Consider the following 24551-nt stretch of genomic DNA (forward strand, 5'->3'; position numbering starts at 1 on the left):
GTGACGACAGCGCCGTCGACGCAGTCCGGCGTCACCACGCCCGCTCCGACCACGCAGGGCGGGGTCACGACCGCTCCCGCACCCGAGCCCGTTCCGGTGCAGACCTGGGTTCCGGTGCCGGTGGAGTACCAGCAGCCGGCCAAGCCCCTCGACAACTGGGACTACAACTCGAACGAGTACGTCATCCCCTACGACCAGGGCAGTTACGTCGAGCCGATCGACTACTCGCAGCTCCACCTGCCCATGCAGCTCGAAGAGTTCACCGCACCGATTCAGGCTCCCGAGGACAAGGTTCGGCTTGGCCGGTACCTGGCCAACCGCCCGAACTGGATGAGCAAGGACACCGCCGACCGCACGAATGGCCAGACGGCCGTCATCGAAGCCCAGGTCACCGACTTCTGGCGCTCCACCGGCCTCAATGCCGATGAGGCGCAGCGCTTGGCGGCCGCGCAGGTCGCGGGCGGTGCAGCTGGGGCGGTGGGCGGTGCCCTCGCCGCCGGAGTGCCTGTCGCAGCCGTCGGTGCCCTGACTGGCGGACTTGTCGGCGGCACGATCGGCGGCACCAGCGCGGTCGTGCTGGCCGCCCCGGTTCTGACGCCGCTCGGTGTCATCCCTGCCGGTGTCGTCGGCACGGCAGCCGGTACCGGCATCGGCGCGGGTATCGGTGCGCTTGCCGGAGTTCCGGCAGCTGCGGGTGGCGCAATCGTCGGCGGCGCGATTGGCGTCGCCGCGGCCACGGCCTACGGCGCCGGTGAGGTCGGTGCACCGACCGAGGTCGAGATTCCCGATATCGATCAGCCTGCGATCACGGCGCAGACCGAAACCACCCTCGATCAGTGGGAAGCCAGCGCCCCGGTCGGCTCCGCGGCCGCCGACGCGGTCCGCGACGTGGTTGAGACTGCCCCGATCGTCGACCAGCAGGCCCGCGACGCGGTGTCGTCGCTTCCCGGGGGCGAGCAGGCTGTCGCCGCATTCGACCAGGCAGTGACCGATTTCCAGGCGAACACCGCAGTCCCCGGATTGCCGATGGGAATGATCACCGACGCGATCGGCGCGGGCATCCCGGCGTGAGCCCCTGGCGAGGGCAGGAACGCATCCTGCCCTCGCCGATCAACTTGGAGGAAAAATGGCGACGGACAATCGCACGGATCAGCTGTTTCCGGACGTTCCAGAGCATTACGGGAACGACATCATCGACTTGAGCGGTGATGTGGACTTCCCTGTGCCGCAGGAAAACTACGACACCGCCTATCCCGCCGCAGACGAAGCTCCATACGAGGACGTCGTGCTTCCGGTGGTGCAGATGGAACCGGAGATCCCGGACGCGCCTTCGCCCGTCGCCGAACACGACGACGATCCGACCGACGAACTGACCACGGTCCTGCCTGTCTACGGCTGGAGCGAGACCGACGACCACGACACCACAGTCGAGAACCCGCAGGAAGACGCCGCCGACCTCGACGGCGAGCCTGCAATCGAATTCCCCGAGACGATAGACGCCGATCCGTATGCGGACGCACCGGATTGGGTTCGCGCCCACATTCCCCGTGGTCCACTCGTCGCCCAGGAGCAGGGACGACGTGGATTGTCCGCCCGTATTCCTCGGCGCCCCACCAAAGCTGCCGTCGAGCACACCGACGTGCCCGACGACGTGGTGGTGCCCGCACCTCAGGAGCCGAAGAAGCCAAAGGTCAAGCCTGCCCGCGAGTCCTCCGTCGGCGGCAAGAAGAACCCTTGGGTCCTCGTCGGCGCGGGTGCGGCGGCACTGGCGGTAGTCGCCGGCACCGTCGTGGTGCTCGGTTCCTCCGACAACAGCCCCGACGTCGCGGTGCCCCCGCTGCCGTCTTCGGTCCGGGCCGCCGGCCCTTCCGTGGCCGCAGACGAGCCTGCCTGGTGCGAAAGCTCGACCGGGGGCGGGAAGATCGTCGGCCGCGGCCCCGGTGACCTCACCAGCGGTCCCGGTCTGATCCAGGCATTCGACTACGCGTACTACGTCGAGCACGACGGCGCGAAAGTCGCATCGATGATGCTCACCCCGAATCCGGTCGGCACCATCCAGGCCTCGATCGACGCGGCCGCCGCTACCGGCGCCGCGCACTGCCTGACCATCGCGGCCACCCCCAACCCGAACGCCTTCGACGTCCAGTTGCTCCTGCGTACCGACTCCGGTTCCGAGAGCACCATCCCGCAGCGCATCACAGTCGCCGATTCAGGTGCAGGTCTGAAAATCGCCACCCTCGAGGAGATCCGATGAGCAACGTCGTCCCCATCCGCCGCACCCCGAAGGTCGCCGAACCGGAGAAGGTGTCAGCCATGGTCGTCGCCGGTTCCGGCGGGGCCTCCACCACCACCACGACTTTCGGCCTGGCCACGGCTCTGCGGCTCGGTACTGGCAAGGACATCACCGCGATCGACTCGACCAGCGACGGAGGCAACCTGCTCTCCCGCACCCGGTTCCGTGCCGTCGATCCGGCCAGGTCAATCGACAGCCTCAGCGCCCGGATGGCAGAGACCACCTCGGGGATGGTCGTCGTCGGCAGCTCCCAGCACGGCCACAGTGCCGATCCGATGATGGTCGATCTGCTGCTCGAAGGCCGTGCGAGTGCCCGCGTCCACGACGTCGGGACCGCCCTTCGCTCATCACGCCTGGCCCCGCTGATCCAGTCCGGTGCGGCCCTGGTCGTCGTGGCCCCCGCGCGAGCGGAGCCGCTGAGCCGGATGCGAGAGGCAATGAACTGGCTCAAATCGACGTTCGGCCCGGACACCCTGGGGGAGACGATCGTGGTGGTCTCCCATCAGATGCCCACCTCCCCGGTCGAACTGGCCCCGATCCGGGCTGCACTCGCACCGCAGATCGCCGGCTTCGTCGAAGTCCCGTTCGATCCCGTCCTGGCCCGCCCGGGAGTCATCGACCACCGCCGGTTGTCCACCGCCACGATCGACGCCTGGACCGACGCCCTCGATGTCCTCGGCACACTCTCGCCCCAATCCGACACCCGCCGCGACGGCAAGACCGGAGAACTGGCATGACCACAGCAATCCACGCCGCACCGATTCCAGCGGACCGTCCGGGACCTGCTGTGTGGCTGCTCGGAGCGCACGGCGGCGCGGGAGTCTCCACCCTGGCGCACTACCTCAGCTTCACCGGGGACTGCGATCGGCAATGGCCGTGCGGCAACGACGTCGAGACCGAATCCCCGTACGTGGTGATGGTCGCCCGCGAGACGGACGACGGGTTGAAGAAGGCGCACGAGCGGCTCATCCAGCATCGCGAGGAGAACCTCGAGTGTGAGCTTCTCGGGCTGATCACCGTCGCGAACTCGCCGACCCTCGACAAAAGCGTGCGCCAGTATCGCGACGTCGTGGAGTCAGCAACGGCCGCACATTGGCGGATCAACTGGCACAGATTCCTCCCCGCAGCATCCCTGCCAGCGCTGCCCCGGTGGCATCCGCTCGACGGTGTGCCCGAACAGACCAAGGGAGCCCGTGCAGCGGTTCCCAAGGACGTGATCGATGCCGGCGTCGGCATCGTCACAGCAATCCAGCGTTCACTGCCGCATCTGCGCTCCGGGCACTGAACTCACTCACCGAAAGGACAGCCATGATCCACACCATCCACGACACCGCGATCCTCGCGATCGAATTCAACGTCACACCCGAGTTGCCGCCGGGAGCCAATGGTCTTCTGCGTCTCGTGAACTGGCTCCTGTGGGCCATCCTCCTCGCCTGCGTCGCCGCGCTCGTCTTCTCGGGCGGCAAATTCGCGTGGGAGAAGTGGAGCCAGGGCCAGACCGGCGGTGTGACGATGCTCGTCGGTTCACTCGTGGGCGCGATCGTCGCCGGTTCGGCGAACACGATCCTCAACGCAGTCACCGCCGGCGCCTGATGTTCGCGATGATCCCCGCCGATACCGGCGATCTCCCTCCGGTTAGCGGCCCCCTTCCACCCGGATTGACTATCTGGCTTCTCTGGTTCGTCGCTGGCGGGTGCGCGGTAGCAATGGTCTATTCCGTGGCCGTTCTGGCGGTGATGCGGGTGCGAAACCTCCTGACGAAGCAGGCCATAGCGCGAGCTGACGGCCCAGTCACACTCGCGATCGGAAGCGCAACCGGGGTGGTGGTCGCGACCAGTTCCGCCCTGATCCTGACGACCTTGGTGGGGCAATGAGAGAGGGATACACGCGATGACGAAGATCGACAAACCGCACTTTGCTCGTATCCGTGTCGGCACCAGCGGGTTGTCCTATTCCACGTCCGATAGGGAGACGTGGGAGCCGCAGATTCGCGCTGTCCAGGACGCCACCTTCGCTGCCGACGGGATTGCGGTCGAGCATCACGACCGCGAGGCGGCCTTTCACCGGGCAATGAGCATTGTCGGCAAGGAGCTCGCTGCCGGTGCCCGGTACACGTCGGGGGAACCGCTGATCTCCGAGCGGCGAGTCATCACCATCGCCGTTCACACCGCCCGCACCATCAGCGGTGCGCGGTCGCGGTGGGTCTACCTCGGTGCCGCTGCGGCGGTTGCTGTTGCGGCGGCGCTGACCGCGACGGTGGTATGGCGTCTGAACTGGATCCTGAACTGGCTGGTTATCGACCTCCCGCCCCGTGAACAGCAGGTTCAGGGCGGTGCGGTGATCGAGCGCGTCGTGTCCTACGGCGGGTGGGCAGTGGGACTTGTCTCGGTGTTCATGACGGGCCTCGCCCTGGTCGACGCGGCACTCGCGGTCGGCCTGTTCTACGCCCGACGGGACCGCGCAAGGATAAATGACCGCGTGGTTTCCACGCTCACGAAAGCCGCAGGGTCGCTGCTCGCAACCGGTGTGGCGTTGTTCGTACTCTCGGTCGCTATCGGTTCGATCGAGTGGGTTCAGCCGTGACGGGCACCGATCGCGGTGTGGTTCTCGCTGCGGTGGAGTTGCCCGACTACATCACCCAGGACATCAATACCGCGTTGAGCTGGATCGCCGGCATTGCTGCGGTCGTGTGCATCGCGAAGATCATCTTTGTCGGCGGCCGGATGGCGTGGGACCACAAGCACACACCGGGCTTGGAATCACCCACGGCCGCAGAGTTCCTCGCGGCGGTGTTCGGTTGGATCCTCGCGAGCGGTGCGGCCGTCACGATGGCCGTCGTTCTCATCGAGGCCGGCCGGATTCCCGAGAACTCGGCTCCGGCGCCGGACAAGCCTCCGAGCCTCGTCACTGACATCCAACAGAAGTTCCCTCCGCTCGAAGAGGAGAAGTAATGCGTGTACTTGCTTGTGCGACAGTCGCGGTTGCAGCGCTGGCGTTAGCGGGGTGCGGTGGCTCAGACGAGGAGAGCGGCGAGAGCCCCACGGTGTCGCTCACTGACGCCCCCGCGATTGCGAGCTGGTCGAGTGTGAACGGTGTGATGGTGCCGCTCGGGAAGACCGACGGCCCCACGAGCGCGGTCTGGGAGCCGCTGACCGGGTTCTCGCACACCCCGCAGGGCGCAGCGCTTGCCGCGATCGGTCAGTCCGTCCAGCTCTCGACCGCATCGGATCAGTCCTGGTCGAAGGTGCTCTCCGTTGTCGCGGCGAGTGGAGAGGGACGCGACGCCTTCGCCGTCAACCGTTCCCTGATTTCCTCGACCGGCACGGTCGACCCGGCGGTCGTCCCGTCCGTCGTCGGCTATGTGTTCGCGGACTACACCGACACCGCGGCCTCCGTCGACATCGTTCAACGCTTCCCGGACGAGTCCCTGGCCTCGACACGCACCGACGTGATCTGGGCGGACTCCGACTGGAAGCTCAACCTCTCCACCCCGGAAAACGCTGTGGCGGCGACCGCACTGACGGAACTTCCGCAGAACATGGTCGACCTGGAAGGAACGCGCAAGTGAGCGAGCAACCTACCGATACCCAAACCCCCACACCGGCCCCGCGCCCGGAACAGCCCGAATCCGGATCCGGACGCGACAATGCCACCCGCCTGCTGATGGGTGGATCGATCCTCGGTGTCATCGTCGTCGCCGCGATCATCACCAGCATCATCATCTTCGTACGCGGCGGAGACGAGCCGCTGGTTCCCGCCGGGGACCAGGGATCAGGTGCGACCGCGGCGACCCAGCCCGACCAATTCGAACCCGATCCTTTCTTCGACGAGCAGGGCCGCGTCGTCTACGCCCCACTCAACGACAACGGAGTGCTGCTGGCGCAGTCCTCGCCGGCCACCGGACGTTCCGCGGCGACCGCGCCGTCCGGGATCATGCTCCAACGCGTCCACGGAAACATGTACCTGCCGTTCTCCACCTCTGACGGACCGACGGCGTTCAGTGACACTGGGGTCGCGACCGGCTTCGCCCGCACTGCCCAAGGTGCGGGCCTGGCGGCAGTCCACTACCTGAACTACCTCGCCACCGGCAACAACCGCATCCAGATGCTCCAGGACGCGGGCCTGGTCGCCGATCCGCAGGACCAGCTCGCCGAGCAGAAGGCCTTCAACGCCTCGAATCAGCCGGGAGCCGCTCCGGACAACTTTCCCGGTCGCGTCATGCAGATGATCAAGGTGAACTTCACCGAAGATCTGGCGCGAGTCCACATCGGCGCGACAACAAATCTCAAGGACGGCCGTACCCAGAACGCCGACATTTCGCTGGACCTGGTCTGGCGTGAGGGAACCGGTTGGGTCGTGCAGGTCCAAGGCGCCAACCCGTTCGGTGCGCGAGCGGTTGCCGACTTCTCCGACGGTTGGACGTCGTGGTGGTGACGGCGCAGACCGCGTGGAAGCGGTTCCTCCTGGTCTGCCTCGTGGCATGCGCCGCACTGGTCGGCACCGCCTCGCCGGCACTCGCCCAAGAAGATCCCGGGCCGGCCGCCGCCGACACTGCCGGGGACCTGGCGATGTGCGCTGCGGTTCCGATTGGTGGCGGCGGTCTGCAGTTGGCCCTCGATGCTCTGGGCGCAGCGACTGGCACTGAAATGCCCAGCTGCGCCAATGGTGCGCAAACCGTTGCCGAGGCTCCCCAGAACTACGTCAAGAAGGTTGCGACCGGCGCGTTCGAGACGATGGGGCTGAGTTTCGGTGACGCAGGCGCCGCCGTATTGAAGTTCGCGCTCGGCTGGTGGATCACCATTCCCGGCCAGGACGAGAACTCCTTCATGGCCACACTCGGCCAGGTCACCCAGTACACGTACTGGATTCAGGTCGCATTCCTGGTGGTCTCACTGATGTTCCTCGGAATCCGGCTGATGATGGCCCGATCCGGTGCCATCCGTGATGTCTCCACCGAAGGCGTTCGGCAACTCGCTCGGGCGACGGTCCTCGCGGGCTCGCTCGGGTTCATCGTCGTACTGGGCACCCGGCTCTCGGACAACATCTCCCGCTGGTTCATCGACGGCACTGTCGGCTCGGATCCGGACGCACTCGTGGACGCGATGATTCAGATCGGAATCTACGCCTCACCTGGTGGAACGTCCTTGCTGTACGTCATCGGGATCATCGGCATTCTCGGCGGCCTGGTGATGGCGTTCCTGCTGCTGATGAGGATGGGATTACTCGTCGTCATCACCGCAGCGCTCCCGATTGCCGGCGCGGCCGGCGGCACCAAGATCGGCTCACAGGCCTACGAGAAGATGATCGCCTGGACACTCGCGTTCCTGCTGTTCAAGCCGGTCGGATCGTTCGTGATCGGCGTCGCGGCAATGCTTTTCATGCAGTCTGCGCCCTCCCGCGATGAGAACGGCGGCGCGATGACCGCATTGATCGGCGCACTCCTGCTGTGCTCGGCCGCCCTGGTCCTTCCGTCCCTGATGCGGTTGATCGTCCCGGCAGTCGGATCCCTCGGCGGCGGCGGCAGCGGTCTTGCCGCAGCCGCGGGCCTGGCCGCCGTCGGCGCCAAGGTCGGCGGCGCGATCGCGACCGGAGGCGCGTCGGCTGGAGCGTCAGGCGGGGCGGCCGCGGGAGGTATGACCTCGGCGAGTTCGACCACGACCAGCCCTTCCGGACCTTCCGGTGCGCCCCCCAGCTTCGGCACTTCCGGAATCGACGGCGGCACACCGGGCGCAAACGCCACGGGCGGCGTGGACGGCACACCGTCCAACCAGTCAGCGCCCTCCGGCGGAAACGCCGCAGGCGGGGTGGACGGCACACCCACCAACCACAACGGCGCACCGGGCGCGCCTGATGGTCCAGGCACATCCGGAGACGGCCCGACCGGAGCAATGCCACCGAGTCGCAATGGAGGTTTTGAGGGATGACGAGGACCGAGACGACGACCGAGTACCGGATGTACGGCAACTGGCGAAAGCCCAGGTCGACCGGCATGGCCGGGGCAACGTTCGGGACCACGATGCTCGGCATCGGCGCGGTCATTGCCCTGGTGTTTCTGAGCCTGGCGATCGGCTTCGTGCCCGCACTGGTTCTGGGGCTGTTCACGGCGCTTGCATTCGTGCCGTTGGTGATCGAGAAGGACGGACGTAGCGGATATGAGAGGGCACTTCTGATGATGCAGTGGCGGCGGGCGTTCAAGCGCGGAGAACACATCTACAGCTCGGGCACCTTCTCCCGCATCCCCGGGGGCCGGTACCGGCCCCCGGGTGTGCTGGCGGACACCGAGATCTACGAAGGAATCGACGGAAACAACCGGCCCTTCGGGATGATCCACATGCCGCAGGCGAACAACTACACCGTCGTTCTCGACGCGTACCCGCAGGGCAGTGAGAACTTCGACCAGTCCGTACTCGATGCTGCGGTGGGCAATTGGTCGCAGATGTTGACCGCGATGGGCGAGACCTCGGACATTGTCGCCCTGGTCGCGGTGATCGAGTCATTGCCCAACACCGGGATCGAGCTGTACGAGACCGTGTCCCAGCGGGTGCGTCATGACGCACCTAAGTTGGCCCGCGATTCGATGTACCAGTTGGCGACCGGCCTGGTCACCGGCGGCGTCCGCTTGGGGGCCCGGATTTCGATCACGTTCCAGGCTCAGACCGCGGACCGCAAGAAGGACCCCTCGGAGCAGGCGGTGGAGATCGCCCGCCGGCTGCCGGGGATCACCGAAGCCGCGGCCCGTGCCGGGGTTCCGGCCACCCCGATGAGCGCCGACGAAATCATGGGGACGGTACGCCGATCCGTCGATCCGGCGTCCCTGAGCAACATCGAACGGGCACTGTTCTCCGGTGAAGGAACCGGCCTGGAGTGGGCAGACTGTGGCCCACGCACCCAGATCGAGGAGAAGGACCGCCTGATCCACGACGGAGCGATCTCGGTGACGTGGGAGATGCGAGAAGCTCCGAAGAGCGCGGTCCACGAGACCGTCCTCAAACGACTGCTCGACCCGAACCCGGCATTGCCGATCAAGCGCGTTGCGATCATCTACCGGCCGCACTCGGCCGCGGACGCAACGGACATCGTCAACCGTGACCACCGCGACGCGATGGCTGCGGTGACATCGGGGCGCGGAATCGCATCGGCGAAGGCGAAGCTCGAAGTGGCCGCGACGGAACAGAGCCGCATGGAGGTCGCGCGCGGCCACGGCCTGACCCGTTTCGGGATCCTCATCACCGTCACCCAGCCGGTCGGCAACGCGGACGTTCCCCGAGTGGACGCACTGGTACGCGATTTGTCCATCCAGAGTCAGCTGCAGGTGCGCCGGTCATTTTGCTGGCAGTCGGCTGCGTTCTGGTCATCGCTCGGCGTCGGCGTGATTCCACCCGAGCACACGACCATTCCCTCGTTCCTGAGCAACTAAGGCGGACACAGTGGCCAAGACCAAGACCAAGACCCCCAAAGCGGTGAACATCAAGGTTCTCTCCGACGAGGACCTCGCACGCCTGGAAGCCCGTGAAGCGGCGGCGACCAACTTCGTCAGCAAGAAGGTGCTGGCCAGACTGGTCCAGCGGCAGTACGACCGGCGGGCGAACATCGCGGCGAACGAGCGGGCCCGCTCCGACTCGTCCGACCGTGACGTTCATGCCCTCGACGAGCGCGGCTTCTCCGGTGCCGGCGGTGGCCGGATGGGCGCGATCCTGCCCCCAGTCGAGTTTCGTGGCACCAACATTCAGGTGGCGGGAATCAACCCCTGGGTCGTGGGAGCGAATGCCCCTCTACTGGGAACCCCGCTGGGCCACCACCTGGCACCGCCGCATGCACCGGTGTGCTTCGACCCGCTGTCGGCGAAGGAAGCGAAGGCGATCACCGCTCCTGCCTGCATGATCATCGCTCTCAACGGCTTCGGTAAGTCGACGTTGCTACGCCGGATCGCTCTGGGCGACATCGCCGCTGGTGTGCGCGTGGTGTGGCCGGGCGACGTCAAGCCGGACGGGCGGAAGCTGACCGAGGCCGTGGCTGGTCAGTGCACCGAGGTCGGGTACGGCGGGATCGGCCGGATCAACCCGCTCGATCCCGGTCTGATCGGGGTGGCGATCGCCCTGCTCTCCGGCCGGATCGCCGAACTCGCCCACCGCATCGCACTCGAGAACGACCCGGCGCTGCGGGACGAGCTGATACTCGAGCGCCAGAAGTTGGAGCTGCAACGTCAGCAGACTCAATACGCACTGCATGCGCGCCAGGAGAACATCACCGCCGCGCTGTGTGAGATCGTGCGCGGCAAGCGGCTCGAGGACTTCGAGCAGACGCTGCTCGCGTCGGCGATTCGCCTGCTCTACACCCCGGTAGCGCAGGGAGGTGCGGGGTTCACCTCCGAGCACCCCGCAATCCTCGACGATTTGATCGCACTGCTGACGTCGAACAGTCAGGAACTCAAGGACGACGCGGTCGCCGAGACCGACGAGGAGTATCGGGCCGCGATCCAGGGGTTGCGGCGAACGCTGCGTTCGATGGTGAAGGGCCGCTTCGGGGAGGTCTTCAACGGGCAGTCGACCGTCCGCCTCGATGTCGAGGCACCCTCGATGTGCCTGGACATGTCCAGCGTCCCGCAGGACGACAAGATGATGCGTGCCGCTGTCCTGATCGCAGGGTGGAACGAGGCGTTCGCGACGATCGAAGCCGCTCACGTACGAGCAGACGCCGGCCTGGGACCGAACCTCGCGTTCAACGTGCTCATGGACGAGCTCTGGCAGGTCCTCGCATTGCCGATGATGGCCGAGCGCATCGATGCGCTGCTGCGTCTGCAGCGCGTGGTCGGTGTGGGGATCACGTTCGTGACCCACTCGATCGAGGAGCTGGAGAAGGCCGGCGCTCTGGGCCTGATCGAACGGTGCCGCGCCCGCATCATCGGCCCGGTTCCGTCGGCGGAGATCGAGCGCCTCGAGAAGGTCATCCACTTCTCGCAGATCGAGAAGAGCATGCTCACGAACTGGTCGGACGCCGCAGATCTGAATTCCCCGATCGACCAGAAGACGGCGCGGCGGCGCCAGGCTGCGGAGAAGGTCCGTCTCGCGGCCGAGGAGGCCGGAATCGTGTCGGCCGCGAAACAGGCTCCGGTCCCCAATCCTGTTGCAGCCGGTACGGGGCAGTTTCTGCTCAAACTCGGTGAGGGCGATCGTCCCGGCGTGCCGTTCAAGGTGTGGGTGACCCCGGCCGAACTCGCGTCGGGTATCCACAACACCGACGAGCGTTTGAATGCCGCGGTCAAGGATCGGGAGCATACGGGGTTCGCCGCATGACGCCCGCGCGCCGCCGCTACCGCGTGGTCGACGAGCAGACCAAGGCCGATGCGGTGGCCACGGCAATCAAGTGCATCGAGGCCGGTGACTCGTTCACCGCCTCCTGCGCCGCGGTGGCGGCGCAGCTCGACGTGTCCGAGACCGCGGTGCGCAGTTGGGTCAACGCATCCGGCCGGCGTCCGCAGCCGTCGTGGACGGTCGTGAGTCGGCTGCGCGCCGATCTCGCGGCCGCCACGGAACTCAATCGCCGCCTGGTGAATCGGTACGCCTCAGCCGACTGCGGGATGGGCGCGGCCCAGTAATGGAATCGAAGAACAGCTCACTGCTGATCGTGGTGCTCGCCTTGGTGCTCGGGATTCCGATGTCACTGATCGTTCTGCTGGCCATCCTGTTCCAGGACGAGGAAGAGCAGGCCTCGACGGACTGCCTCGGCGGTAGCGGCACATCCGTGATCGGTGGCGACATGATCGCCCCCGCAGGATCGTTCATCAAGCCGGTCGATCCGACTCTGGTGACGTTCACCTCCGGATTCGGCGAACGCGATGGTGCCCAGCACAAGGGCATCGACCTGGCCGGTCCGATCGGGACCCCGATCTACGCGGCCGCCGACGGCACAGTCGCCGACGCAGGCGAAGCGAGCGGCTTCGGGCAGTGGGTTGTTCTCGACCATGTGATCAACGGGCAGCTGTTCTCCACCGTCTACGGGCACGTCGACACCTACCTCGTCGAGGCGGGCCAGCAGGTTCGCGCGGGCCAGCAGATCGCCACCATCGGCAACCGGGGTGAATCGACCGGCCCGCACCTGCACTTCGAGACATGGCCGGGTGGCCGTACCGGCGGCGCGGCCGTGGATCCGAAGCCGCAGTACGACTCCGCACCTGCACCGGGCGAACAGAGGCCCGGACCAGCCACCCCGAGCCCGGCCCCCTCGGCGCCCGGTGGCGCGGACCTGGCGCAGGCACTGCCGGCCTCGGCCGGGTCCGAACAGAACATGCAGGTCAACACCAAACGCCTCATCCGGGCCCTGCACCTGAGATTCGGGGACCGCCTCGACACCCTCGGCGGATGGCGCGCCGACGGCGGCGGTTTCAACGACCACCCGAGCGGCCAGGCCGTCGACGCGATGATCCCGGACTACAACTCCGGAACCGGCGTCGCGACCGGCGACGCCGTCTTGGACTACGTGATGGCGAACGCCGACTTCTTCCACGTCGACTACGCGATCTGGCGGCAGACGTACTACCCGGCCGGTGGCACGCCGAACAAGATGGAGGACCGGGGCAGCGACAACGAGAACCACTTCAACCACGTCCACATCACCGTCAAGGGCGGCGGATTCGACGAAGCCACCGCACAGTGGGGTTCCCTGCCCGGCGGCAGCGGCCAGGCCACCAAATCGGCCGCCGACTGCACCATCTCCGGTGAAGGCCTCGGCGACACCCTCGCCGCCGGTACCGTGCCCACCGAGTTCGCACCGTGGATCGAACGAGCCGGGGCACTGTGCCCGCAGATCAAGCCCTCCCTTCTGGCGGCACAGCTCGCTGCGGAGAACGGCTTCCAGTACGGAGCCAATGCACCGGTCTCGAACACCGGTGCCGGTGGTCCCGCACAGTTCATGCCGGGGACGTGGGCGACATACGGCAAGGACTACGACGGCGACGGCCGCGTCGACATCAACAGCATCGGCGATGCGGTCATGGCGCAGGGCACCTACATGTGCACGATCGCGAAGACGATCGACGGCTGGATCGCCGACGGATCGGTCAAGGCAACCAACGGCCGCACCGAGCTGTACCTCGCCGGCTACAACGCGGGTGAAGGCGCAGTACAGAGCTCCGGCGGCTTCCCGACCGGGTCGACCGACTACATCGTCCAGACCCGCCCGTACGCCGACAAGATCATCGCCAACGAAGCGCAGTACCGCGCCATCAACAAATAGCCGACGGTAGGTCTCTACTTAGAGACCTCTTAATGTAGAATTGATCTGTTGCAGCATGAAGTCTCCGTATTCGTTCGAACATCCCAATCCTCGCCCACGAGAACGGAAGTCCCCGATGAAAGTGTTGGCACTGAACGCGTTGGTGTCGTGTGTCGGCGGCCTGGCAGCCCTCCGGTACGGCTTGGGCTTGCGGTCATCGGACCCGTACCGCGGAACTTGGTGCGCCGCCTCTCCGAATAGCTCCGGTTACGTCCACTGCGGCGGAATTCCGCATGGGCAACTCTTCGTCGTCATCGGAGGCACGTTGATCGTCCTGACGCTTCTTTCTCTGGTGCTCGTGGTGCTGGAACTTGTTGGCCGGCCGCTCGACTCCTCGCAGCCAGGCCGAACCATGGGAAAGGACGTATGACCATGCGCTTCTCGACGAAACTGCTGATCGCGGGAGTGTTGTCCACAGCGATGGTGCTGGCCGGTTGCGGCTCATCCGGCACCGATGACGAGCCGGTGGGCAGTGACGATCACGTGCACATCGACCCCCTGGACCCGGCGCACCTCGACGCGGACGGCACGGCCGTCACCGCGATGCAGGCAATCCTCTCGTGGCAGCCCGCAGTCGACGAGAGCAAGTCCGATGCGTTGCACCGCGCTCGCCCCTGGCTGGGTGGGGAACTGGCGACCACCGTCGACAACGACAACGGTGCAGCGACTGGTCTTCGACCTGATCGGGAGTGGCTGGCGTGGCAGCAGGCCGGTGACGCACTGACCGCCTCCTGCACCAAAGCCGACAGCACCCCAGCGGCACCGGAAGGAATGCGGACCGTCGTCATCGACGTCAGCTGCCGACAGACCGTGCTGCACACCGCCGGATCGAGCACCCCTCTCGCCGAACAGACCTGGCGCACCACCGTCACCCGGACCGACGACGGTTGGCGTCTGACCGACTTCCGCTACCAGTGAGGACATTAGGGATGAATCATGTGATCGCTCCGGACGATCCAGCTACCCGCCGCAAGTGGGTCCTTGACCATGATCCGTTTGTGACCCGAGGTGAGCTCCTTGACACCCTGAATCAGATCGCGGACTGGCCACTGAGAGTCGGCCCGGCCACGGTATTGGCCGCGCACGGGCTGACCGACCTGGCCGACACCTTGCGGGCGCTCCCGCCCGCCGGCGGACTCATGGAGGAACTACTCGACAACCCCGCAGCGGGAGAAGAACTCGAGACCACCCTGGTTGCCGGGCGGAATGCCCTGCGGGAGCTACTCGACCAGGCGGGACACCCGGCATGGATGCGCGACCTCGACCAGCGCTCGGACTCGGCGGGTATCTCCCGGCTTGTCGCGAGTGTCGCCGCCGATGTGGGAGGGACGCATTGGGTGCGCACTGCCGGGCGGGCAGCAGAAAGCATCATCCTGCTCGGTTGCAACAAGAGGCTCTTCGACAGCGCAGAACAGCGGGAAAGATTCGTCGCAGAACTCGATCTCGGGCTCCGTGTCGAGATCGCATCTCACGCCAGTCTGGTCGATTGGGTCCCCACCGGCACCCGACCCGCCGCCGCCGCCGAATCTTCCGCGCCACCACTGCCCGCTGAGGGGACCGACGATTCTGCACCCGAATCGCACACTGACCAGCAAAGAGACCGGCGGTGGCTCGTCGCCGACGAGATCTTCAGCGCCATCGACCCGATCGTCGCGCAGTCCAACCTCAACGGCGTACTGGCAGAAGCAACCGCCGACTGGGTGCTCCGCTTCGGCCCCGCAGAGGCACTGAGAGCGTGCCGATTCTGGGACGAACACGACATGGTGGCAACGCTGCCCATGGTGACGCCCGAAATGTTCCGGCAGCCCAGCCGACTCCGCCCGCACGTGCGCGCCCTCAAGCGCGCCACCCTCGCACTCGAAGAACGCGAAATCGACCTGTCCCATGCGGGGATCCACCACGACGCGCACCAGCGACTCGCCCCGGCGGGGCAGGCCTCGAGCTTGGCTGTCAAAGCCGACCTGCTCGCCCGTACACCGAGTTCGAAGGCGGGGTACTGGGCCTACCGGCTGCTGTGCACCGCCCTGACCGTCACCGAACTCGACCCCACCACCAGCAGCGACCGCCTTCGGCAAAGCCTCGAACAAGCAGTGAAGAGGATCTGGTTCACCGGCATCCCCGATATGGAGTGGATCGTCAAGCTGGACGTGCTCCGTGACATCGACCCGGACACCGATGCGCAGACCTGGCGTATCTCCGAACCCGCACCAACGCCGCTCGGCGGCTGACCAACTTCCGCTACCAGTAAGGACAACGACCATGACGGAAATGCGTCGCGATCGGCCAAAGGTGAGCAGGAACAATGAGATGGTGGTGCTCAAAGCCATCGCCGTCGCGGTCCCCGCCTCCTTCCTGCCGGTATTCGCGTACAACCTCGGCGGCGGCGAGGAGACGCTATGGCACCCGCTCGGCCTGTTCCTCGATGTGGCCCAGGGAAATCGGGCATGGCCGGGTGGCGCGACCGCAGTACTGATCGGCGAAGTTGTCGCCATCGCCGCGCTCGTGGTGGGCGGGTTCTGGCTGCTCAAGAAGACGGGGCGGCTCGAAAAGATTCAAGAGAAGCGCGCGGAGAAGCGGCTCGACAAGTACGCCGACTCCATGACGGACCCGCGAGACGTCGAGCAGACCAGCCCGGCCGCGGCCGCGGACGAGACGAGGCGGCTTGCACCGACGATCAGCGAGACTCATCCCGGTCACGGCGGCATCGTCATGGGCAACACGGTCAAATCGAACCGCGAACTTCGGATGCCGTGGGAGTGGGTGTGCATCGCGATCGCCGGTTCCCGGATGGGAAAGTCGGCGACCCTGGCGATTCCGGCCATCTGCTACGCCCCCGGATTCTGCCTTGGCACGTCCAACAAGCCCGACATCTACACCCACACCCTCTACCTGCGTAAACAGATGGGGAAGGTCTGGCTCTTCGACCTGGAGGGCGTGACCACCGGCAACCGGCGCGAGAAGGCAACCTTCTGGTTCAACCCGCTGCGCCGCGTCGACGACCTGCCGTCGGCGCGAGTGGTGTGCGACTACTTCATCTCCGCCGCCACCGACGACAATGCCCGGGTCGACGCCTACTTCGACGGCGCCGCCCGGGACCTGTTCGGCTCCTACCTCCTCGCCGCCGCGCTCGCCGGCGGTGATCTTCGGCACGTCGTGGACTGGCTCCGCGAAACACAATCCCAGATCCCGGTGAAGGTGCTCGCCCAGAACGGGTACGCCGATCTCGCGAACACCATGCAGAGCAAGCAGAGCGTCAACGCCAAACAACGGGACGGCTTCTACGACATGGCGCGCCGATTCCTCGCACCCCTGGACGAGCCTCGCTACGAAGAAGCGATCCTGCCGAACACCCGGATCACGATCGGGACGGACAGCGATGGGCGAATCCTCATCACCCCCGGCCGTGAGATCCACGACCTGCCCGAACTCGATATCGACCAGGTCATTCGCAGCACCGACACCGTCTACGCCATGAGCAAGAAGGGAGCCGGATCCGCATCCGCGCTCACCACAGCCTTGGTCGGCGCCATGGGGGACGCATTGCAGGAGTACGGCGCCCAACAGAGCGACGGGCGGGTCCCGATCCCGGCGGTCATGGTCTTGGACGAAGCCGCGAACATCTGCAAGCTGCAGCAACTCCCCGAGTGGCACTCGCACTTCGGATCCCGCGGATGCATCCTCATCACCATCCTGCAGTCACCGTCGCAGGCGAAGAAGGTGTGGGGTGAGACCAACTACGACGCCATGGTCGATGCCTCCAACATGCTCTGGTACGGCGGCAACGTCAACGACAAAGGGTTCCTGGCCTCGCTGTCCGACGAGATCGGCGACCATTTCGTCGAGGTCGAGAACCGCAGCCGCAGCGGCGGAATTCTGGGCAGTGGGCAAACAACGATCAGCACGTCGCACCAACGGGAGAAGATCCTCACCGTCGACGACCTCAAGGCCCTGCCGCAAACTCGGGCCATCGTCACGATGGGCGGCAGCAAGCCGCTGCTGGTCCGCAAGAACTTCTGGGGCAACACACCATTCGCCGACGACATCAAGCGGTCCCTCGCCGAGTGCAAGGCCAGCACCGACCGCGTCGAGCAGAAGGCGCTGCCGGTCGGATTCTCCGATCGGGAGGCGTCGGAGGCACCCACCGGGCCGATCCCACGGATCGCTGCCGCAGCCGACAAGGACCTGATCGAGCTACCCGTTCAGCAGAGCGGCGTCGCGCCGACCACGAGCGTCGACGTAGCACCTGATGCCGTCGACGACATCTTCGAGTCCGAATTCTTCGCGGAAGGAAGGCAGTGATGGTCAATCTCTCAGCAACCGACGACGAGTGGCAGACCGACGACGAGACGGGGTACGAGAACCCCTACGACTACGACCCGAACGCCGCCGACGAGAACGACCCCACCGTCGACGGGGACGATCCCAGCCTCGACCTCGACGAAGACACGGACGCGATCACCGAGGACGAAGACGACGAGCTCGAGGACGTCGAGGCCGACGAAGAGGATGGCGAGCTCGCCGAGATCGAGCCGATGTATCCCACCTACGAGGCGTGGGTAGAAGGATGGTTCACCCAGGTCATCCGCCGGAAAATGGGTCCCGGCGGCGGCGAAAGCGGCCTGGCCTGGGACGCGAGATGGTGGCTGTACCCCGAAGTCGCCGGCCGACTCAAATCCCTCTGGTTTGGATGGGAAGAAGCCCGAGCCTCCGACAAAGCGTCGGCAATGTCGAACTGGTGGATCCACCAGCTCGACCCGCATCTGCGGGTGATCTTCGACAGCGACTCCGGCCCCATGTCTCATGCGAAGCGCGACGGTTCGTTCTCGGGCTGGCCCGCCCTTCCGTACGAGCCCATGCCACCCAGCCTCCGCGACGAATACCCCGCCGACAGCTGAGCTCAGCGCATCAAACTCCTACAGAAGGGTCAGTTGTGCACTGCCCGAGCGACGAGAACGAGGTCGCCATCCACTTCGGTAAGGATGGCGACCTCCTTTTCGTTCAGTCGTGCAGTCGATCGAGGTCACTGGACTGCACGACACAGGTCAGTCGATCACGTTATGAGCGGCACCAGCAACGGCCGCGCCTGCCATGATCGATGCCACCGGTCCACCCGCTGCGAATGCCACTACGGATGCAGCGGCCGTGAGCGCGCCGATAACAACCCACCGCAACGGCAACCCGCCACTCGACGATGGCCGCGGATCGGCCGCTCCCGCCTGAACCCTGTTCCGAAGTAACCTGAACACGTCGAACTCCGATCTCTATTTGGATGCACGAGTGCGACACACGACGGCCTCCGGTTGCGCCCGGGGGTCGTCAGTCGCATTACCGCCGGCTCCCAAGCCGGTCCTTCCAAGCCCCTGACCAGCGGCTCTATGGACAGAGTGCACGACGCACGAGCTTCGCGCCACCTGCCTTTGCTACACTTGCTCGACAGCTTGACCTGACCTTCCGAGACTCTAGGAAACGACGAGATGCAGAGTAGCTTATGACAGGTCAAGGCGTTCAGATCAATTGGTCGAAAATAACTGAAGCGGCAGGCCTCTACGCGTCCGGTACTGAGCTGAGGCAGGTCCAAACCCGGCTTAAGCGGCTTGGGAAACTTGCAGGGCCCATAGAGCACGCCACCGAAGCACTTCGCGGACTCTCAGATGGCAAGCTCAGCGAAGTCCGGATTCGACACGACTTCCTATATCAGGAGAAGCCGCTCGTCGGATCCGACCGGAAGATGCCTTCACGGGCGGAACGCCCGCCAGCATCACGCCTTGTCAGCCCTCGAGGGGCTGCACTCAAGTTGTTCCTGATCGCCCTGTACGAGGCGCAGACGCGTACGAAGCCAGGAAACCGTCCCGACAACACCAGACCGATCGTCAGAAGGGGCCGGTTCGACGTCGGGTGGATCGATCTGGTGGCGTCCGCCGCCGAATCATCGGGCGCAGGCAGAACTAGCCATCGGGAGCTGGAGAAGCGTGCACGCCAGATCCGCGAGACAGTCAAGAAGCTCGCCGACGACGACCATCTGCTATTGACCCTTCCCAATGGAACGAAGAGCACGGGAAACTACGAAGGGTTTCTCCTCAACCACGAGGGCGGGGTCAGTCCACTCGGCACGCCGCCGCCCCGTTACACGGTTCCGGTAGTCAAAGACGCCGACTTCTTCACCGTCCCCGTCGAGTTGTTCACAAACGGCTGGATCTACGCACTTGAAGACACCGAACTCGTCTTTCTCCTCATGGTCGCCCGTAATCAGCCCAGTGACCCCAACACGGCCTTCCGAATCACGGCGGCAGAACGAATCCAGCACTACGGCGTCGGACCACACACATACGACAGCCACAAGCTCCTTGCGCAGATGGGAATCGTCGAAGTAACCGACGACACCCACCGATACCCTGACGGTCGTGTCGCCGACTACAACGGCAACAACGCCTTACCGCACCAACTCCGTTTCACGCCTGATGGCCTCGAGAAGCAAGCGACCGAACCAACTGTCGGGTACCTTGAGTCCCGCGTACCCCCCAGCGCTCGCGTGCCATCCAGCTCGGCCGGCACCGGTGTCGAGCCTGCTGCGCCTGCGTAGATCCAGGTCCAACCATGTCTCGTAGGTCAGTCGTGCACTGCCGGAGCGACGAGAAGGAGGTCGCTACCCATTGCCACGGTCGACGGGGAAGTTTTCCCTAATCCGAGAGCCTTCTCGGATCGGCGGGGTGGCGACCTTTTTCCTGTTCAGGGCTGCTGAGGGTCTGCGTTGCTTATGCCACCGACGGCGATGCCAAAATACAGGCGTGACGACACCAGCGGAGAGACGTCTAGAGCGGATCCTCAGGAAGTACAGCAGCGCCGAACTGATCGATGCCGACTACCTCGAGTTGTACCTTGGCCACCGAAATCCCTTCCAGAGCGGAGATCAGCTCAAGCACGCGTTCGCTTCGATCCACGAGCGACTCGATAGCGAGTTCGATTTCATGAACACCAAGGCGCGCAATGGGGAGTCGGGGCACTTCAACGCCGATAACAGTCGCGAGTTGCTCGGCCTGATCGATGAAGTGCGCGACTTGAAATCCGCGTTGGAGGGGACTGGAAAGGCCCTCACCATCGTGCCGGAGTATGAGCGTGTTCTGGACGGTTCTAAGGGTTGGCTGGTCCAGAGCGGCGGAAGTCTAATCCCCGAGGGTTTTACGCCGGTGGTGGTGGAGAAGTACGACTCGGTGTTCGGGCTAGCGGACACCGCATTGGAACTGGCCGACCACTCAAGGGTCGATCTCACCCTCGTGGGTGAAGGTGCCTACGCGATCGTCCATAAGTTCGTGGATCCGAACTACGACCTCACGATCGCCAGGAAGAAGCTGAAGCGTGGGGCCGACGAGCGGGACATCGCACGATTCCGTCGTGAGTACGAAATCATGAAGGGCCTCGATTTCCCGAACATTCTCAAGGTCTACCGGTACAACGAGGCAGAGAACTCCTACACCATGGAGTTCTGTGAGAGCACACTTGAGCAGTACATCAAGCACCGAAACAACCAGCAGAACTTCGACTTCGGTACCCGCCGAAGGATTGCGCTCCAGTTCCTCTTCGGACTGAACTACCTGCACAGATCACTCATCTGTCACCGAGACCTGAGCCTGAAGAACGTCCTGCTCCGCGCGTATTCCAGTGGGGCGGTCACGGTCAAGCTCTCGGATTTCGGCCTGGCGAAACCGCGCGATTCCGACTTCACGAAGACAGAGACCGAGATCCGGGGAACGATTGTGGATCCCGCACTCGACGCCTTCAAAGAGTTTGAACCAGTCAACGATATCTACCCGGTCGGATTCGTGTTGTCGTACATATTCAGAGGCGTCAAGCAGCTCCTACCGGGTTCCACTCCGCTCGGCGAGATCGTCCAGAAGTGCTCTCACTCAGATCCGAAGCTCCGGTATCAGTCGGTGCTGGAGATCATCGCGGCGGTCGAAAACCTAGAGTTCAGGCCGGAAGGAACTCCGGCCTGACCATCGAGGTGTCGCCCAGATGGTGAACTACACGAGCCGACTCGGCTCATCTCGGGTGCAGCAAGGACTGCGAGTATCCGATCGAGCCCCTTGAACGGGGATCGCGACGGCGATTAATCGTCTGAGACATCACCCGATCGACGCATCTCGTCGTCACGCTTCCAGTACGCGTCGAGCATTTCGCGGGTCCCTGGAGGAAGGTTTGCGGCGCGGTAGAGACCTTCGAGCGATTCAGAGGGAAGGTTTGCAGCAGCGTGGCGCAGAACTCCCGCGAAGTATGCGTCAGATCTAGGTTCTACCTGCGTCTGCCACAGCCAGACGCGACGCATCGGGTCATCAGGGAGCGCCTCGATGGCTGTCACGACTAAGTCTTCCACTGCGCCTTCGGCGCTGATGGCTACACGGCCGAGCACCTGCAGCTTCTTACTGATCACTTCGACATTCCCGACTGAGTCTGTGATCTCGAGATTCGGTTCAACGAGCGTAGTGAACTGGGCGGTCCAGGAGCCGGCGGCACGACGTGCGGCGTCGTTGAACTGCAAGGCGCTCGCCGATCGCGGTAGCGATTGAACGTGTGCTTCGACTGTTCTCGGGGGTAGCGCAGCCTTGCTCGGATCGAGAGGAAAGGTCGCCACCTGCAGCGCGAGGAATCTGTCGAGCTTGGTGGTATCGATCTTGGCGACCAGCGCTTCTCGCTCCTCGTCAGGGAGAGCGGCGAACTGGGCGGCCAGGTGCTGCTCAAGTCGTTCCAGGGTTCGTACGTACAAGACCCGGTCTGATGAAAGACCACGACTGGCAAGATCCTCCAGCAACTCGGGATGTAATGGGTAGGGACACGTGTCCTCCGAGATGGCGTGATTTTTTTCCTGGGGCCGCCCGAAGTCGTTGTGATTGGCGCTGACGAACCAAACCTCGCAATCCGGATGTGAACGCGCGATGTCGAGTACGGTCAGCCAGATCAAGGTGTCGCGGTAACCATCCTTTGCAGACGGCTCACCTTGTGTCCGATCCTGGCGGCGTTCGAAATATGGTGCGCGCCGCTCTGATGCCCGACGCGCAATTTCCAAATGATCCGCGTCATCGGGAACCGGAACCAACTCGGTGTCAATCTGCTTGAGCAGTTCGCGGAGTTCCGTCTCGTAACCGTCCATCTGCTTCTCAATGGCCGCAGACATTTCTTTCAAAGTTGAGGAAAGTCCGAACTCGCCTACACGGAGCTTGTCGACGGCACGCTTCTCCTTGTCCCATGAACGCCGAACAACGTTCACTGCCTCCATCTCTACGACCACTGGGACCTTGAACTGCACATCCCACTCGGAGGCCTTGTCGATCAAACCCCTCCATCCCTTCGATCTCAGCCGGGGGGAACTGACAATAGCGTTGGTGTCAATGACCACGATCGTTGCGCTCACCTGTTCATTCTGCTGGGCAGAAGGGCACCCCGAAGCCAAAGCGGCGGAACGGCCCGCGAGCTTTGTCGTAGCCACGTTCTAGACTGGCCGAGCGACGAGAAAGAGGTCGCCACCCACTGCCATGGTCGACGGGGAGGTTTCCCTGTCGCCCTGATCCGAGAAGTGTTCTCGGATCGGCGGGGTGGCGACCTCTTTCTCTGTTCGGGGCCGCTCTAAACCGAGTGCGCGGCGTCTCGGCGGTGCCCGCGGTCGAGTTCCGACTCCTGCTCGAAGGCGAGTTCGCTCTCTTCGTCGGGCCGCTGTTCGACGTTGAGGAGTTCCTTGATGGATCGGGGGTGGCTGGACATGGCTGCCTTCATCGCGGGGGCGATGCTGGCGGCCAGGTTCGCGAGTTCCTCGTTGAGCTGGGTGAGGTTGATCGGCGAGAGATTGGCGGCGACGTCGTCGTCGCCGGCGACTGGTCCGGCTGCTTGGGCGAGTCCTCGTCCCACCGAGTCGAGCACGCTCTTGGTCTTATCGACCTTCGATTGGCCACCGCTGGCGGATGCATTCTCCGCCGATTCTTCCGCTGCGGTTTCGGGCACGGGCCCGAGCTGAGCTTCGGAAAGCTGGGCGAGCTGGTCGTAGGCGGGAAGCCCCCGCGCGGCGACATATCCCAGTGCGACAGCAGATGCTGCGTCGAAGACGCGGCGATCGTTGGTCGTCTCTCGCTCGATGCGCTCCTGGTCGGCGACCGCGAGTTCTTCCTTCGTTGTCTCGTTGGCGGCGTGGAAGAGGACCGCGTTTCGGCGTTCGTGCTCGCGCAGGGAGCGCAGCCGTGCGTCGTTGTCCTGGACGAGTTTGTTCAGGCGTTGGGCGTTGGCCGAATCCGCGCCTTCGAGGTGGCGTGCCGCGGCGGCGGCGGCCAGGACCTGGATTCGGGTCTGGTCGATCGGTGCCCCGCGGTAGACGCCCAGCACCTCGCGGATCGGTTTGGGGCGGGCGACCTTTTGGCCGGTTCGATGGCGTTCCTCGACGTCGGTCAGGAACGCGGCGATGTCGTTCACTCGCTGATTCGGCGGCGGTGCGGCGCGCTGCTTCGACCGTTTCGTCTGGTTGTCGCGGGGTCTCGCCACGATGGGATCGACACGTACTCCGTCGTCGACCGCTCGTGTAGGGGTGGGGGCGGGTTCCTTAGTGAGTGCCGGCGAGTGTGCGTAGTCGTCTGACCAGTCCGGTTCGTCGGCGGCTACCTGTTCACCGTCTTCGCCTGTTGCCCAGGACGGGTCGAGGTCGAGTTGCTCTTGCGGTTCGAGCGAGCCCGCGTCGGCCGCCGCGGATTCGTTGGATCGGCCGGAAGTCGGTTGGATGCCGGCCTCGCGGTTGTCGGGCTCCTGATCGTGGTACTCCCAGTCTCCCGAGGGAGTTCGTCGCGGTACGCGTAGGCGTCGCGGTGCGTCGAGGTCGAGTTCCTCCTCGTACCCGGTCACCTCTTCGGAGTCGTAGTTCCGTTCGGCCCAATCGGCTTCCTCGTCCATGCGCTGCTGGTACTCGTCGGTGGTTCGGTCGATGTCGGCCAATGTCTTCTCCTCCTCGTTTCCCCCC

General features: G+C 64.9%; 22 protein-coding genes. 20 read left to right on the forward strand and 2 right to left on the reverse strand.

Annotated features, from left to right (window positions below; translation table 11 throughout):
* The 20 genes from MLGJGCBP_RS48715 (at position 1) to MLGJGCBP_RS48810 (ending at position 21555) form a co-directional block, all read left to right on the forward strand.
* Positions 1-1071: an insoluble domain protein gene (locus tag MLGJGCBP_RS48715; protein ID WP_160098595.1), complete on the forward strand. Its 1071-nt coding sequence runs from the start codon at positions 1-3 to the stop codon at positions 1069-1071.
* A 55-nt stretch (positions 1072-1126) separates the two neighbouring features.
* Positions 1127-2254 (forward strand): hypothetical protein, encoded by a 1128-nt coding sequence (locus MLGJGCBP_RS48720; RefSeq protein ID WP_160098593.1) that lies wholly within the window; start codon positions 1127-1129, stop codon positions 2252-2254.
* Entirely contained in the window at positions 2251-3030 is a 780-nt protein-coding gene (locus tag MLGJGCBP_RS48725; RefSeq protein ID WP_160098591.1) for a hypothetical protein, read from the forward strand. The genes MLGJGCBP_RS48720 and MLGJGCBP_RS48725 overlap by 4 nt, the downstream gene beginning before the upstream one ends.
* Entirely contained in the window at positions 3027-3578 is a 552-nt protein-coding gene (locus MLGJGCBP_RS48730; protein WP_160098589.1) for a hypothetical protein, read from the forward strand. Before MLGJGCBP_RS48725 ends, MLGJGCBP_RS48730 begins: the two co-directional genes overlap by 4 nt.
* 23 nt (positions 3579-3601) lie before the next feature.
* Positions 3602-3886, forward strand: coding sequence for a hypothetical protein (locus MLGJGCBP_RS48735; RefSeq protein WP_160098587.1), 285 nt, complete (start codon positions 3602-3604; stop codon positions 3884-3886).
* A 297-nt stretch (positions 3887-4183) separates the two neighbouring features.
* Complete coding sequence (locus MLGJGCBP_RS48740) at positions 4184-4876, forward strand: hypothetical protein (RefSeq protein ID WP_160098585.1); 693 nt, start codon at positions 4184-4186, stop codon at positions 4874-4876.
* Entirely contained in the window at positions 4873-5244 is a 372-nt protein-coding gene (locus MLGJGCBP_RS48745) for a hypothetical protein (protein ID WP_016885092.1), read from the forward strand. Before MLGJGCBP_RS48740 ends, MLGJGCBP_RS48745 begins: the two co-directional genes overlap by 4 nt.
* A complete protein-coding gene (locus tag MLGJGCBP_RS48750; protein WP_160098583.1) occupies positions 5244-5861 on the forward strand; it encodes a hypothetical protein in 618 nt (205 codons plus the stop codon). The genes MLGJGCBP_RS48745 and MLGJGCBP_RS48750 overlap by 1 nt, the downstream gene beginning before the upstream one ends.
* Positions 5858-6727 carry a hypothetical protein gene (locus MLGJGCBP_RS48755; RefSeq protein WP_009475971.1) on the forward strand — a complete coding sequence of 290 codons (870 nt, stop codon included), beginning with the start codon at positions 5858-5860 and terminating at the stop codon, positions 6725-6727. Before MLGJGCBP_RS48750 ends, MLGJGCBP_RS48755 begins: the two co-directional genes overlap by 4 nt.
* The gene (locus MLGJGCBP_RS48760; RefSeq protein ID WP_236581337.1) at positions 6721-8217 is read left to right on the forward strand and encodes a hypothetical protein; all 1497 of its coding nucleotides are present in this window, start codon (positions 6721-6723) and stop codon (positions 8215-8217) included. The genes MLGJGCBP_RS48755 and MLGJGCBP_RS48760 overlap by 7 nt, the downstream gene beginning before the upstream one ends.
* Positions 8214-9710, forward strand: a complete 1497-nt coding sequence (locus tag MLGJGCBP_RS48765; RefSeq protein WP_160098579.1) for an SCO6880 family protein — start codon at positions 8214-8216, stop codon at positions 9708-9710. The genes MLGJGCBP_RS48760 and MLGJGCBP_RS48765 overlap by 4 nt, the downstream gene beginning before the upstream one ends.
* A gap of 10 nt (positions 9711-9720) precedes the next feature.
* The gene (locus tag MLGJGCBP_RS48770; protein WP_160098577.1) at positions 9721-11586 is read left to right on the forward strand and encodes an ATP-binding protein; all 1866 of its coding nucleotides are present in this window, start codon (positions 9721-9723) and stop codon (positions 11584-11586) included.
* On the forward strand, positions 11583-11888 hold the full coding sequence (locus MLGJGCBP_RS48775) for a hypothetical protein (RefSeq protein WP_160098575.1): 306 nt from the start codon (positions 11583-11585) through the stop codon (positions 11886-11888). The genes MLGJGCBP_RS48770 and MLGJGCBP_RS48775 overlap by 4 nt, the downstream gene beginning before the upstream one ends.
* Complete coding sequence (locus MLGJGCBP_RS48780; protein ID WP_160098573.1) at positions 11888-13525, forward strand: M23 family metallopeptidase; 1638 nt, start codon at positions 11888-11890, stop codon at positions 13523-13525. The genes MLGJGCBP_RS48775 and MLGJGCBP_RS48780 overlap by 1 nt, the downstream gene beginning before the upstream one ends.
* Positions 13526-13930: 405 nt before the next feature.
* Positions 13931-14482, forward strand: coding sequence for a hypothetical protein (locus tag MLGJGCBP_RS48785; RefSeq protein WP_442972121.1), 552 nt, complete (start codon positions 13931-13933; stop codon positions 14480-14482).
* Between the two features lie 80 nt (positions 14483-14562).
* The gene (locus tag MLGJGCBP_RS48790; RefSeq protein WP_160098571.1) at positions 14563-15792 is read left to right on the forward strand and encodes a hypothetical protein; all 1230 of its coding nucleotides are present in this window, start codon (positions 14563-14565) and stop codon (positions 15790-15792) included.
* A gap of 79 nt (positions 15793-15871) precedes the next feature.
* Positions 15872-17863 (forward strand): type IV secretory system conjugative DNA transfer family protein, encoded by a 1992-nt coding sequence (locus MLGJGCBP_RS48795; RefSeq protein ID WP_160098569.1) that lies wholly within the window; start codon positions 15872-15874, stop codon positions 17861-17863.
* The gene (locus MLGJGCBP_RS48800; protein ID WP_160098567.1) at positions 17863-18459 is read left to right on the forward strand and encodes a DUF4913 domain-containing protein; all 597 of its coding nucleotides are present in this window, start codon (positions 17863-17865) and stop codon (positions 18457-18459) included. Before MLGJGCBP_RS48795 ends, MLGJGCBP_RS48800 begins: the two co-directional genes overlap by 1 nt.
* Before the next feature lie 593 nt (positions 18460-19052).
* A complete protein-coding gene (locus MLGJGCBP_RS48805; protein WP_160098565.1) occupies positions 19053-20144 on the forward strand; it encodes a hypothetical protein in 1092 nt (363 codons plus the stop codon).
* 205 nt (positions 20145-20349) lie between these two features.
* Complete coding sequence (locus tag MLGJGCBP_RS48810; protein ID WP_160098563.1) at positions 20350-21555, forward strand: protein kinase family protein; 1206 nt, start codon at positions 20350-20352, stop codon at positions 21553-21555.
* A gap of 113 nt (positions 21556-21668) precedes the next feature.
* Here MLGJGCBP_RS48810 and MLGJGCBP_RS48815 read toward each other — a convergent pair whose 3' ends face one another.
* Both MLGJGCBP_RS48815 and MLGJGCBP_RS48820 read right to left on the reverse strand, forming a co-directional pair.
* Positions 21669-22967 carry a PIN domain-containing protein gene (locus MLGJGCBP_RS48815; protein ID WP_160098561.1) on the reverse strand — a complete coding sequence of 433 codons (1299 nt, stop codon included), beginning with the start codon at positions 22965-22967 and terminating at the stop codon, positions 21669-21671.
* Between the two features lie 212 nt (positions 22968-23179).
* On the reverse strand, positions 23180-24526 hold the full coding sequence (locus tag MLGJGCBP_RS48820) for a hypothetical protein (RefSeq protein ID WP_160098559.1): 1347 nt from the start codon (positions 24524-24526) through the stop codon (positions 23180-23182).
* Between the last annotated feature and the right edge of the window lie 25 nt (positions 24527-24551).

Origin of the sequence: Rhodococcus sp. T7 (assembly GCF_009872365.1) — a bacterium.
Classification (GTDB): Bacteria; Actinomycetota; Actinomycetes; order Mycobacteriales; family Mycobacteriaceae; genus Rhodococcus_F.